The organism is Pseudohaliea sp., from assembly GCF_040217025.1.
In the GTDB taxonomy this organism is placed as follows: Bacteria; Pseudomonadota; Gammaproteobacteria; order Pseudomonadales; family Halieaceae; genus Pseudohaliea.
The window spans coordinates 122,130-134,792 of sequence record NZ_JAVJOA010000007.1 but is presented as its reverse complement, the minus strand read 5'-3'; the positions used below and the strand labels follow the sequence as shown (position 1 = coordinate 134,792).

10 protein-coding genes are annotated in these 12,663 nt (G+C 69.9%); 6 read left to right on the top strand and 4 right to left on the bottom strand.

The features are described from left to right. Nucleotides 1-89: 89 nt before the first annotated feature. Nucleotides 90-725 (top strand): methyltransferase domain-containing protein, encoded by a 636-nt coding sequence (locus RKE50_RS04170; RefSeq protein ID WP_350034643.1) that lies wholly within the window; start codon nucleotides 90-92, stop codon nucleotides 723-725. 18 nt (nucleotides 726-743) lie between these two features. On the opposite strand, the gene RKE50_RS04165 is transcribed toward RKE50_RS04170, so the two are convergent. Then, nucleotides 744-1,346 (bottom strand): hypothetical protein, encoded by a 603-nt coding sequence (locus tag RKE50_RS04165; RefSeq protein ID WP_350034641.1) that lies wholly within the window; start codon nucleotides 1,344-1,346, stop codon nucleotides 744-746. Nucleotides 1,347-1,557: 211 nt separating this feature from the next. Here RKE50_RS04165 and RKE50_RS04160 point away from each other — a divergent pair, with 211 nt between their 5' ends. The 3 genes from RKE50_RS04160 to RKE50_RS04150 all read left to right on the top strand — a co-directional run bounded on the left by RKE50_RS04160 (nucleotide 1,558) and on the right by RKE50_RS04150 (nucleotide 4,027). Further along, nucleotides 1,558-1,872 (top strand): co-chaperone GroES, encoded by a 315-nt coding sequence (locus tag RKE50_RS04160; RefSeq protein ID WP_350034639.1) that lies wholly within the window; start codon nucleotides 1,558-1,560, stop codon nucleotides 1,870-1,872. Continuing rightward, nucleotides 1,869-3,494 (top strand): chaperonin GroEL, encoded by a 1,626-nt coding sequence (gene groL, locus RKE50_RS04155; RefSeq protein WP_350034637.1) that lies wholly within the window; start codon nucleotides 1,869-1,871, stop codon nucleotides 3,492-3,494. Before RKE50_RS04160 ends, groL begins: the two co-directional genes overlap by 4 nt. A gap of 89 nt (nucleotides 3,495-3,583) precedes the next feature. Then, nucleotides 3,584-4,027 carry a PPC domain-containing DNA-binding protein gene (locus RKE50_RS04150; RefSeq protein ID WP_350034635.1) on the top strand — a complete coding sequence of 148 codons (444 nt, stop codon included), beginning with the start codon at nucleotides 3,584-3,586 and terminating at the stop codon, nucleotides 4,025-4,027. Nucleotides 4,028-4,049: 22 nt separating this feature from the next. On the opposite strand, the gene RKE50_RS04145 is transcribed toward RKE50_RS04150, so the two are convergent. Then, complete coding sequence (locus RKE50_RS04145) at nucleotides 4,050-4,910, bottom strand: patatin-like phospholipase family protein (RefSeq protein ID WP_350034633.1); 861 nt, start codon at nucleotides 4,908-4,910, stop codon at nucleotides 4,050-4,052. A 117-nt stretch (nucleotides 4,911-5,027) separates the two neighbouring features. Here RKE50_RS04145 and RKE50_RS04140 point away from each other — a divergent pair, with 117 nt between their 5' ends. After that, nucleotides 5,028-6,194: a hypothetical protein gene (locus RKE50_RS04140; RefSeq protein ID WP_350034631.1), complete on the top strand. Its 1,167-nt coding sequence runs from the start codon at nucleotides 5,028-5,030 to the stop codon at nucleotides 6,192-6,194. Nucleotides 6,195-6,197: 3 nt separating this feature from the next. Here RKE50_RS04140 and RKE50_RS04135 read toward each other — a convergent pair whose 3' ends face one another. Continuing rightward, entirely contained in the window at nucleotides 6,198-8,297 is a 2,100-nt protein-coding gene (locus RKE50_RS04135) for a PQQ-dependent dehydrogenase, methanol/ethanol family (protein WP_350034629.1), read from the bottom strand. 130 nt (nucleotides 8,298-8,427) lie between these two features. On the opposite strand from RKE50_RS04135, the gene ggt reads away from it, so the two are divergent. Further along, nucleotides 8,428-10,254, top strand: a complete 1,827-nt coding sequence (gene ggt, locus RKE50_RS04130) for a gamma-glutamyltransferase (RefSeq protein ID WP_350034627.1) — start codon at nucleotides 8,428-8,430, stop codon at nucleotides 10,252-10,254. 31 nt (nucleotides 10,255-10,285) lie between these two features. On the opposite strand, the gene RKE50_RS04125 is transcribed toward ggt, so the two are convergent. After that, nucleotides 10,286-12,655, bottom strand: coding sequence for a Tex family protein (locus RKE50_RS04125; protein WP_350034626.1), 2,370 nt, complete (start codon nucleotides 12,653-12,655; stop codon nucleotides 10,286-10,288). Nucleotides 12,656-12,663: the final 8 nt, after the last annotated feature.

The following is a 12,663-nucleotide window of genomic DNA, read 5'->3' as shown; positions in this document are numbered from 1 at the left end:
TCCTCCTGGGCGCGCTGGCTTCAGCATGGCACGGCTGCCGCAGGCCCGCCAGCGGTCGCCGGCGCCGGGGGCGGGGCTATACTGGCCGCATGGCACACAGCGACGAATACGATGCCGCCATGCTGGCCGCCATGGACCTCATCTGGGGCGAGGGGTTCATGGCACCGGGCGGCGAGGGCCACGTGGACAAGCTGGTCGCCGGCCTGTCCCTGGCCGGCCGGCGGGTTCTCGACATTGGCTGCGGCCAGGGCCGCCCGGCCTGCTACCTGGCCGCGCGCTGCGGCGCCCGGGTGGTCGGCACGGACCTGGAGGGCCACCTGGTCGAGCGCGCCCGGGAGCGCGCCCGGCGCGAGGGCCGCCGGGTCCTGCGCCCGGGCGGTGCGCTGCGCGCCTACGACTGGATGAAGACCGGGGGCGGGTACAGCGAGGCGATGCGCGAGTGGCTGGCGCTCGAGGGTCTGACCTACGCCATGGTCACCGCACAGGAGCAGGCCGCGCTACTCCGGGAGGCGGGATTCGTCGACCCGGAGGTGACCGACGCCTCGGCGTGGTACCGGCGCGAGGTGCGGCGGGAGTACGAAGCGCTGGCCGGGCCGCTGCTGCCGCGCCTGCAGGCGCTGCTCGGCGACGCGCAGGCGGCGCACATCGTCGACAACTGGCGCGCCGCCTGCGCCGTCTGTGAAAGCGGTGAGATGCGCCAGGTCTACACGGCCGCGCACTGCTGAGCGCCGGGCCGCGGCCGCTCAGTGCGGCCGCGCGACCTGTTCCGGTTCGATACCGAGGATCTTCAACCGGCGGGCCAGCGCCGGGCTTCGCGTGTCCAGCCAGCGCTGGTAGAGGGCCAGGATATCGCCGTCGTCGGCCGGGCCGTCACTCGAGCAGGCATCGGCGACCAGCTCCAGCATGGTGGCGAAGGCCGCCGAGAGCTCGGCGAACACGTGCCGGCCCCGGCGCGCATTATCCGCGAGGTAGTCGTAGGCGCTGCCGCCCATGCCGACGAAGTAGTCCTGGCCGATGCCCTTGCGTTCGTAGCGTTCCGGGAACAGGGCGCCCAGGAACAGCGCCATGTCGCCGAGCTGCTGCAGCAGCAGGCAGCGCTGGCGGTCGTCGCGCGCCTCGACCGCGTCACCGTAGAGGAGCGCCAGCGGCCGCAGGTCGTAGCTGCCGTCCTCCCAGCTGAACAGGCTGTCGGCGCGGCCGAAGCGGTCGAGGAGCTGGCTGAGGTACCAGCAGGTGTCTTCCTGCGGGGGCGGGTCGATGTCCCTCGCGCAGTCGGCGAGGCGCCGCTGGAAGTAGGCGGCAAGCGATGGTTCTGTGAAGGAAAGTCCGGCATCGCGATCGTGCATGCCACCTCCTGTATGACGTCCACCTAAGGGCAATATAGGCAAAGAGCCCCCGCCGTCAAAGCCCCCCGGAAATCCGCGATGAAAGTTTTTTTCCTCCCGGCCCTTGAAAAGTTGCCGCCCGTGCCCAAATCGCCACGTCGGGAGGTGTCGCTTTGCACACCAACCGCATTTCCCATGGTTGCAGTAGTGATGACTTCAGGAGGAACACACTGTGAGCATTCGACCCCTTGCTGATCGGGTTGTCGTGCGTCAACTCGAGGCGGAGAACACCAGCAGCGGCGGCATCATTCTGCCGGGCAAGGCTGCTGAAAAGCCCAACCAGGGCGAAGTCATTGCCGTCGGCCCCGGCCGTACCCTCGACAATGGCGACGTCCACCCGGTCGCCGTCGCCGTTGGCGACCGCGTGCTCTTTGGCAAATATGCGTCCACGGAGCACACCATTGATGGCGAGGAACTGCTCATCGTCCGCGAGTCGGACATTCTCGCCGTGATCGAACAGGATGAAGCCGCGGAGAAAGCAGCATGAGCGCCAAGGAACTGCAGTTTGCACAAGACGCCCGGGAGCGCCTGCTCACCGGCGTGAACATCCTCGCCAACGCTGTCCGCGCCACCCTGGGCCCCAAGGGCCGCAACGTGGTGCTCGACAAGAGCTTCGGCGCGCCGAAGGTCACCAAGGACGGCGTCACCGTGGCCAAGGAAATCGAGCTCAAGGACAAGTTCGAGAACATGGGTGCCCAGATGCTCAAGGAAGTGGCATCGAAGACGGCCGACGTGGCCGGTGACGGCACCACCACTGCCACGGTGCTGGCCCAGGCGCTGGTCCGCGAGGGCCACAAGGCCATCGCCGCCGGCTACAACCCCATGGACCTGAAGCGCGGCATCGACGCGACGGTCCGCGCGGCTGTCGAGGAGCTGAAGACCCTGGCCAAGCCCTGTGACGACAACAAGGCCATCGGCCAGGTCGCCACGGTGTCGGCGAACTGGAACATCGCCATCGGCGAAATTCTCGCCGAGGCCATGGAGAAGGTCGGCCGCGACGGCGTGATCACCGTGGAGGAGGGCAAGTCCCTGCACAACGAGCTGGACGTGGTCGAGGGCATGCAGTTCGACCGCGGCTACCTCTCGCCGTACTTCGTGACCAACAAGGACAAGATGCAGGTGGAGCTCGACAACCCCTACGTCCTCCTGTTCGACAAGAAGATCAGCAACATCCGCGACCTGATCCCGCTCCTCGAGGAAGTCTCGAAGGCGGGCCGGCCGCTGCTGATCGTCGCCGAGGACGTGGAGGGTGAGGCCCTCGCCACCCTGGTGGTGAACACGCTGCGCGGCATCCTCAAGGTCGCGGCTGTCAAGGCCCCCGGCTTCGGCGATCGGCGCAAGGCCATGCTGCAGGACATCGCCGTCCTCACCGGCGGCACGGTGATCTCCGAGGAAGTCGGCCTGTCCCTCGACGGCGCCAGCCTCGAGGACCTGGGCAGCGCCGGGCGCGTGGTGATCAGCAAGGACGACACCACGGTGGTCGAAGGGGCCGGCAAGAAGGCCGACATCGAGGCCCGGGTCGCCCAGATCCGCGCCGAGATCGAGAACTCGACCTCCGACTATGACCGCGAGAAGCTGCAGGAGCGGGTCGCCAAGCTCGCCGGCGGCGTCGCGGTGATCAAGGTCGGCGCGGCCACGGAAGTGGAGATGAAAGAGCGCAAGGACCTGGTCGACGACGCCCTGCACGCGACCCGCGCGGCCGTGGAAGAGGGCATCGTGCCCGGCGGCGGCGTCACGCTGGTGCGCATCGCCGACGCGATCAGGGGCAAGGTCGAGACCGAGAACCAGGACCAGGCCATCGGCGTCACCCTGACGCTGCGCGCCATGGAAGAGCCCTTCCGGCAGATCGTGGCCAACGCCGCCGTCGAGCCCAGCGTGGTGCTCGGCAAGGTGCGCGAGCACGAAGGCAGCTATGGCTACAACGCGCAGACGGAAGCCTACGGCGACATGGTCGAGATGGGTATCATCGATCCGGCCAAGGTCACCCGCTCCGCCCTGCAGAACGCGGGCAGCATCGCCGGCATGATCCTCACCACCGAGGTCATGATCGCCGACCGCCCCGAGCCGAAGGGTCCGACCATGCCGTCTCCGGGCATGGATGACTTCTGAGCTCCGCTCACCCCGGGTGACGCCCGTCACCCGGGGTTTTCTTTTAGCAAGCCGTTGACGTCGGCCGAGCACCGGCCTAGCTTCTGGCCGTGGCCGACTCTCACGTTACTTCCCCGACTCCGTCCGGCTCGCCCGCCGAGCCCCTGGTCCTGCGCCTGCGACCGGGCGACGACCTGCGCCTGGCACTGGAACAGGAAGCGAGGCAGCGCGACGCTAGCTGGATCCTGCTCTGCGGCATCGGCAGCTTTTCCACCGCCATGCTCCGCTTTGCGGCGGCAGCGGCGCCGGCGCCGCTCGCCGGCCCCCTCGAACTTCTCGCCCTCGCCGGCACCGTGTGCGCCGATGGCGCCCACCTGCATGCCGCTGTCGCCAATGGCAGCGGTGCGGTCAGCGGGGGCCATGTCTGTGCCGGCTGTATCGTGGCGACGACCGCCGAAATCGCCCTCCTGCCCCTTCGCGACACGCGCCTTGGCCGCCGGGAGGACCCGGCGACGGGCCACCCGGAGCTGATGGTGCGGCCGGCGGGCCGGTGACCCGTTTGCGGCCTGCCCGGTCTCAGGATGCCGCCGTCGCCTCGCTGTAGCGCTGCGCCAGCTTTCTCGGCAGGATTTCCCGCGTCGTCTCGTAGGCCACCCGGTAGAGCTCCTGCTTGCGTTCCGGCGAGAGCGAGAGATCCATGGGAGAGGTCGTGCCCGCGTCGATCACGATCGTGGAAAGCCAGAAGTCGTCGTTCACGTATTCGCGGGACAGGGTGGTAAGGAAGGCGCGCACCAGCAGCTCGAGGTAGGCGCGCGCGGGCGGGAAGGCGTGCGCCGGTTCCGTGGCGGCGTGGGCGCTGCGCAGGCGGAAAACGACCACCGGTGTGCCGCGGCCGGTCCAGTCCCGCACGAGGGCATCCTCGGAAAGGATGCTGCCGTCTACCAGCAGCTTCTGCTCGTACTCCTTGAAGCTGAACAGTATCGGTACGGACATGGAGTAGCGAACGGCTTCCGCCACGGGCATGTCGCCGTGCTGCTCCCGGTCGAAGATCACGGGGCCCCCGCTGCGCACGTCCGTCGCCACCACCCGCAGGTCTCGCTCCAGGTCGTTGAAGCTGCGCCCGCCGAGTTCCCGGTCCATCCAGCGCTGGAAGGCGTCGCCGTTGGACAATCCGCCGGTGCGCAGCAGGGAGACCACGTTCTGCGCCGCGAACTGGCTGAAATCCGTCGTCAGTGCAAGCTCGTGAATCTCCTCGAGGGGACGCCCGGCGGCGAGCAGGGCCGCCACGATGCCGCCACCGGACACGCCGACCAGGGTGTCGTAATCGATGGCGAGGTCAGCGAGCGCGCGAAGGACGCCGACGTGCGCGCTCAGGCGGCCGCCGCCTCCGGAGAGGACCGGGACGATGTCGCGGTCGCTTCCCGCTGCGTCTGTCACGCTGCTGGCTTCCGAGCACGCTGCATAGTCCTGAGTATAGCTGGCGGATGGCGGGCAGGCACTTCGTCACCGTAGCGGCTTTGATTATCATCGGGGGGCGCAATGCGAGGAGAGAACGTGCGTCGCTTACGGACTGCGCTGCCCGCCTGTTTCCTGCTGCCCCTGCTGGCAGGGGCAGCGCCGTGCGCGCAGGCCGGCGGGCCGCTCTCCGCCTACGATCCGGTTCGGGTGGAAGCGGTACTCGCCGAGGCTGGGGCACTGCAGGCAGCCGGCAGGTACCGGGACGCGCTGCGCGGTTACCGCCGCGCGATACACCTGACGCGCATCAACGAGGGCCTGGACACGCCGGCGCAGATCGGTCTCCTCGAGCGGGTGCTCGAGAGCCAGCTGGCCCTCGGCCTGCGCGAAGCGGCCGACGGCACCCAGGAGAACCTCTATCGCCTGCGCCTGCGCCACGCGGCGGGTTCCGCGGAGCGGCTTACCGCGGCCTCGGCCTACAGCGACTGGAAGCGGGAGCGCTACCTGGGCGGGGCGGGCGGGGCCGGCTACCGCTCCCTGCTGGCCATGATCGACGTCCACGAAGAGGCCCTCGCCGTGTTGCGTACCGCGGGCGAGAGCGGCGTGGCGGAGGTGCCGCACCTGTACCACCGCCTGGAGGCGGAGTACCTCGTCTCGACCTACGCGGGAGAGAATTCGCCGGTGACCCACGTGCACTCCGGGGGCGTCGGCCTCGCGGATTACCAGACCGCCACCGACATCGATGCCGACCGCTTCCGGCGCCTGCGCAAGCACAATTTCCGCAACGGGCGCGAGCTGCTCGAGCGGGTTATCGCGATCCTGGAGGCACAGCCGGAGCCCGACGTGGAAGCGCTGGCGGCGGCGAGGATTGCCCTCGGCGACTGGTACCTCTGGTGGCACCGGCGGGGACGGGCGCTGGAGAACTACCGGGAAGCGTGGTCGCTCTACGCCGGCGACGGTAATCCGGCCACGGACCCGGCCGCACTCTTTCCCGGGCCGCGGGAACTACCGGATACGAACAGTTTCTCCACCGGGCGCGCCCCCGACCCCTACCAGCAACCGGCGCGGGCGCTGGTGCGTTTCGGCGTCTCCCGGCTGGGCGAGGTCCGCGACATCGAGTTCCTGGAACTCGAGCCCGGGGATGCGCCGGGAGCGCGCTCGGCGCTCTACCAGCTGCTCAAGAATTACCGCTTCCGGCCGTTGCTGCGCGACGGCGAGGTCGTGGCCGCGAGCGACGTGGTCCGTCAATACCGCTACCACTACTGACGGCTACTCGGCCGCGTCCCCTGCCTCGCTGGCCAGGGTGTAGTGGGCCCGGTCGACGAGGTAGGCGCGGATCGCCTCCACGTCGCTTTCGTCGAGGCGGTCGCTGAAGCCGACCATGCCCTTCTCCCAGTGCAGCCCGCCGCGGACGATGGCCTGGAACTGCGCGTGCTTCTCCGGGGTGAGAGTGCGCAGGTCCGGGGTCACGCCGCCGCTGACGGCGCCGTCGCCGTGACAGAACACACAGTACTGCAGGTAGAGCTTCTTGCCCTCGCTGACGGCCTCTGCGCTCGCCGTCTGCGCGGGCGGATCGATGACCAGCTCGCGGGGCTCGGCGGGCGGCAGCGCGGCGTCACCCCCCAGCGTGAACACGAGCAGCCGGCTGCGGTTGGGGATCGGGCCGGCGGTGAGGCCTTCGCCCGCGGTCAGGGCCATTGAGCCGCCCCACCCGGCAACCACGGCGACGTACTGCTTGCCGTCGAGGCGGTAGGTTACTGGCGGTGCGACGACACCTGTTTGCGCATCGAAGGACCACAGGTCCTCGCCGGTGTCGGCGCGGTAGGCCACCAGCTCGCCTTCGGCGTTGCCCTGGAACAGCAGGTTGCCGCCGGTGGAGAGCATGCCGCCGTTCCAGGGGCCCGCGTGCTCTACCTCCCAGCGCGGGGCCATGGCCACCGGGTCCCAGGCGACGATGGTGCCGCGGACGGTTTCGAGGAGGGCCTCACGGATCGCCGGGTCGTCGGGCAAGGTGGTAGGACCTGCGTCCGTCCCTGTGTTCCAATAGCCAGCCCGGTGCTCGAAGGCTTGGTCATGCGCGTAGACATGACCCACGTCCTGGCGCGGTATGTACACCAGGCCGTGCTCCGGGTGGTAACTCATCGGGTGCCAGTTGTGGCCGCCGTAGGGTCCGGGGAACTGCAGCCCCGTGGGCTCCTCCTCGTAGCGCGCGCCCTCGACGATGATCGGGCGGCCGGTTTCCGGGTCCACGTGCGAGGCCCAGGTGACCGTGGCGTAGGGCTCGGCGGCCAGGAACTCGCCGTTGCGCCGGTCGAGGACGTAGAAGAAACCGTTCTTCGGCGCCTGCATGATCACCGGCCGCTCCTCGCCGTCGATCACGAGGTCGGCGAGGATCATGTGCTGCGTCGCCGTGTAGTCCCAGCTGTCTCCGGGCGTGGTCTGGTAGTGCCAGACGTAGCTGCCGTCGTCCGGGTTGAGGGCGACGATGGAGGAGAGGTAGAGGTTGTCGCCGCCGTCGGGGCTGCGCAGCTGCCGGTTCCACGGCGCGCCGTTGCCCACGCCGATGTAGAGCAGGTTCAGCGCGGGGTCGTAGGCCATGGAATCCCAGACGGTGCCGCCGCCGCCGATCTCCCACCAGGGGCCGCCGCCCCAGGTCTCGGCGGCGCGCTCGAGGGCCGGGCTCTCGAAACCTTTTTCCGGGTCCCCCGGTACCGTGTAGAAGCGCCAGTGCAGGCTGCCGTCGTCGGCGTCGTAAGCGCTGACATAGCCGCGCACGCCGAGCTCGGCGCCGCCGTTGCCGATGATGACCTTGTCATCGATGATTCGCGGCGCGCCGGTGATCGAGTAGGGCTTCGAGCGGTCCGTGGTCTGCACCTCCCAGCGCAGGCTGCCGTCAGCCGCGTTCAGGCTGACCAGCCGGCCGTCCAGGGTGCCGAAGAACAGGTGCCCGTCGTCGTAGGCCACCCCGCGGTTGACCACGTCGCAGCACAGGTGCACGGCCCAGTCCCGGGGTACCTCCGGGTTGTAGAACCACTTCAGCTCACCGCTCCGCGCATCGTGGGCGAACACGTGGCTCCAGGAACCGGTGCTGTAGATCGTGCCGTCGATGACCAGCGGTGTGGCCTCCTTGCCCCGGGCCGTGGGGTAGTCGAAGGACCAGGCGAGGCCCAGGTCGGCCACGTTGTCCGCATCGATCTGCGCGAGGGGACTGTGGCGCGTCTCGGCGTCGTCGAGGCCGTGCTGGCGCCACTCGACGTCGGGTGCGGCCGTGGCGGTGACCCGTTCCGGTGCTACCGGGGCCGGTTCGCGGCTGCAGGCGGCGAGGACACAGAGCACGCCGAGGGCGGGCAGGGCGAGGGTGTAGCGCATGGGACTTCCTTATCATTCTTAGCCCTGCCATTTTAGGGGAAGGCGCCTGCCCGCGGTACCGGCGCCGGGGTGCCGGCTGGCCGCGGTGGAGCGTGGCTCCTACAATGGGCGTTTTGCCGGGAGAACCGCCATGGCCTGCCGCCACCTCTTTTTCGCCATGTCGCTCTGCCTCGGCCTGGTTGCTTGTGCCGCGGGGCCCGCGGAAGAGGTCCGAACCATGGAACAGGTCGGGAAGGGCGATAGCGCAGTCGAGCTGGGCGCCGGGGGCCGGCCCGTGGGCGAGCCCTGGAGCCGCAGCCCGGTCTACGGTGCCGGCGGCATGGCGGCGACCGCGCAGCCGCTGGCCTCCCAGGTTGCCATCGACATGCTCAAGGCCGGGGGCAGCGCTGTCGATGCGGCGATTGCCGCCAATGCGGCCCTCGGCCTCATGGAGCCCACGGGCAACGGTATCGGCGGCGACATCTTCTTCATCATCTGGGACCCGGAGACGGAGAAGCTCTACGGCTACAACGGCTCCGGCCGGGCGCCGCAGGGGCGCAGCCTGGATGATCTCAAGGCGCGCATTGCCGAGCTCAAGGCCGCCGGCGCAGTACCGGAAGATCTCGAGGGTATTCCCTCCCACGGCTCCCTGCCGGTGACGGTGCCCGGCACCGTCGACGGCTGGTTCGCCGCCCACGACCGCTTCGGCCGCCTGCCCATGGCCGAGGTGCTAGCGCCGGCGGTGCGCTACGCCCGCGAGGGTTTCCCGGTGTCGCCGGTGGTCGCCTACTACTTCGAGCGCAACTTCGCCGGTTTCGAGAAACGCGCGGCGATGATCGAGGAGTTCGACAACGCTCGCGCGACCTATTTCGCGGCGGGCGCCCCGCAGGCGGGCGAGCTGTTCCGCAATCCGGATCTCGCCGACACCCTCGAGACCCTGGGTCGCGACGGGCGCGACGCTTTCTACGAGGGCGGGATCGCGCGCGCCATGGACGCGTATTTCAAGCGCATCGGCGGCGACCTGCGCTGTGGAGATTTCGCCGCTCACCGCGGCGAGTGGGTGGAGCCGGGCCATGTCGAGTACCGGGGCTACGACGTCTACGAACTGCCGCCGAACGGCCAGGGCTTCGCGGCGCTGCAGATGCTGAACATCCTCAAGAACGTCGACCTCGCCCGGTGGCCCCGGGCCTCGGCCGAGGTCTTCCACTACCTCGTCGAAGCCAAGCGCCTCGCCTTCGAGGACGTGGCCCGCTATTACGCCGACCCGGCGGTCACCGACGTGCCCCTCGCCGGGCTGCTAGCTGAGGACTACGGCCGCGAGCGCTTCTCGCGCATCGACCCGGCGCGCGCCACGGCGGCCTTCGGCCCGGGCGAGCCCGTACTGGAGAGCGACGGCGACACCACCTACCTCACGGTGGCCGACGGCGACGGCATGATGGTCTCGCTGATCCAGTCCAATTACCGCGGCATGGGCACGGGGCTGGTCGCCGACGGCCTCGGCTTCATGTTCCAGGACCGCGGCGAGCTGTTCTCGCTGGATCCGGCACACCCGAACGCCTACGCTCCGGGCAAGCGTCCCTTTCACACGATCATCCCGGCCTTCGTGATGAAGGATGGCGAGCCGTGGCTGAGCTTCGGCCTCATGGGTGGCTCCATGCAGCCCCAGGGCCACGTGCAGGTGCTGGTCAACCTGATCGACTACGGCATGAACGTGCAGGAGGCCGGCGACGCCGCCCGCTTCAACCACGATGGCGGGCGCCAGCCCACCGGCGTGCACGGCGACCCGCTCGGCACCCTGGCGGTGGAACCGGGCGTGCCGGCGGCGACCATTGAGCGGCTGGAGGCCATGGGCCACCGCGTCGAGGTGGTCGAGGATGGCGTCCGCTTCGGCGGTTACCAGGCGATCATGCGCCTGCCCAACGGTGCCTACGCCGGCGCCACGGAGAAGCGCAAGGACGGTACTGTCGCAGCGTACTGACCCGGCTTTCCGCTGAAACCTGCGGGAAAGCCTAGGAATCCCCGCGCCGCGCCTTTGCGAAGGCCGCGGCCATGGCGCCCCCGCCGGCCGTCTGCTGACGGCGCTTGTCGCCGCCCCTGTCCGCCTTTTCCTGCCGGTCCTGCCGGCCTTCGCGGCGGTCGCCGCCGCGACGCCCGCGGCCGCCCCGGGGGCGATCTGCCTTCGCTGTTCCCTCTTCCGCATCCGCGGCGCTGTCGGACAGCCGCATGGTCAGGCTGATGCGCTTGCGCGGGGCGTCCACCGCCAGCACTTTCACGGTGACGATGTCGCCGGCCTTGACCACGCTGTGCGGGTCGCGGATGAAGCGGTCGGCGAGGCGGGAGATGTGCACGAGGCCGTCCTGGTGCACGCCGATGTCAACGAAAGCCCCGAAGTTGGTCACGTTGGACACCGTGCCCTCGAGCACCATGTCGGGCACGAGATCCGCCATGGACTGCACGTCATCGCGCAGCTTTGCGGTCTGGAAGGCCGGCCGCGGATCCCGGCCCGGCTTGTCGAGTTCCGCGATGATGTCGCGCACCGTGGGCAGACCGCGCTCGGCGGTGACGAAGGCGGACGGGTCCAGGCTTTTCAGGAAGCTGCCGTCGCCGATGACTGCGGCCAGCGTGCGGCCGGCACTGGCGGCGATGGCCTCGGCCACCGGGTAGGACTCCGGGTGCACGGCGGAGGCGTCGAGGGGGTTCTCGCCGCCGTTTACCCGCAGGAAGCCCGCTGCCTGCTCGAAGGTGCGATCGCCGAAGCGCGGTACTGCGAGCAGTGCCCGGCGGCTGGCAAAGGCGCCGTGGCTGTCGCGGTAGGTGACGATGGCTGCTGCCAGGCTCGCGGACAGGCCGGCAACCCGGGCCAGCAGGGCCGCCGAGGCCATGTTTACGTCCACGCCCACGGCATTCACGCAGTCTTCCACTACCGCATCGAGCTGGCGGGCCAGCGCCACCTGGCTGACGTCGTGCTGGTACTGGCCGACGCCGATCGCCTTCGGCTCGATCTTCACCAGCTCGGCCAGCGGGTCCTGCAGGCGCCGGGCGATGGACACGGCGCCGCGGAAGGTCACGTCCAGGTCCGGGAACTCCTCCGACGCCAGCTGCGAGGCAGAGTAGACGGAGGCGCCGGCCTCGGAGACGGTGACCCGGGTCGCCGCGATGTCCGGCTCCGCCGCCAGCAGGCGCCCGACGAAGGCGTCCGTTTCCCGGCTGGCGGTGCCGTTGCCGATGGCGATGAGCTCCACGCCGTGACGCCGCGCCAGCGCCGCGACCGCAGCCGCGGCCTCCGCTTCCCGCTTCTGCGGCGCGTGCGGAAAGATCGTGGCGTGGTCCACGAGCTTGCCGGTACCGTCCACCACGGCCACCTTCACGCCGGTCCGCAGCCCCGGGTCCAGGCCCATGGTCGGCCGCGGCCCCGCCGGCGCGGCCAGCAGCAGGTCCTTGAGATTGCGGGCGAAAACGGCGATCGCCTCGGTCTCGGCGCGCTCGCGCAGGTCGCCGAGGAGGTCCGTCTGCAGGCGGGTGAGCAGCTTGACCCGCCAGGCCCAGCGCAGCGTGGTGCCCAGCCAGCCGTCGGCGGCCCGGCCCCGGTCCGTCACCTCCCAGTGATCGGCGAGCATCGCTTCGCAGGGGTGCGCGTCACCCGCCTTTTCCTCCGGGTCCATGACCAGGGCGAGCTGCAGGAAACCGGCGTTGCGGCCACGGAACATGGCCAGGGCGCGGTGCGAGGGCACGCCGGCCAGTGGTTCGCAGTGCTCGAAGTAGTCGCGGAACTTGGCCGCCTCGGCGTCGTCGGCGGCACCGGGCGCGGCGGCGGAACGGAGCAGGGCATTGTCGGCGAGGAAGGCGCGCAGCCGGGCGACCAGGTCCGCGTCCTCGGACCAGCGTTCCATGAGGATCTGCCGGGCGCCGTCCAGGGCGTCGTCGGTGCTGGCGATGCCGGCGTCCGCGTCCAGGTAGGCCGCAGTGGCCTCCGCGGGATCCAGCGCCGGGTCCCGCCAGAGCGCCTCGGCCAGCGGCTCGAGGCCGGCCTCCCGGGCGATCTGCGCCTTGGTCCGGCGCTTCGGCTTGTAGGGCAGGTACAGGTCCTCGAGACGGCCCTTGCTGTCGGCGGCCAGCAGCTGGGCTTCCAGGGCCTCCGTGAGCTTGCCCTGCTCGCGGATGCTGTCGAGGATCGTTACGCGGCGCGCCTCGAGTTCCTTGAGGTAGTGGTGCCGGTCCTCCAGCTCGCGCAGCTGGCTGTCATCGAGGCCGCCGGTGGCCTCCTTGCGGTAGCGGGCGATGAAAGGGACGGTGGCGCCGTCCTCGAGGAGGGCGAGCGTGGCGCTCACCTGGGCTTCGCGAACGGACAGTTCGGTCGCCAGGCGCTGGGCGATGGTCATGGAATCTC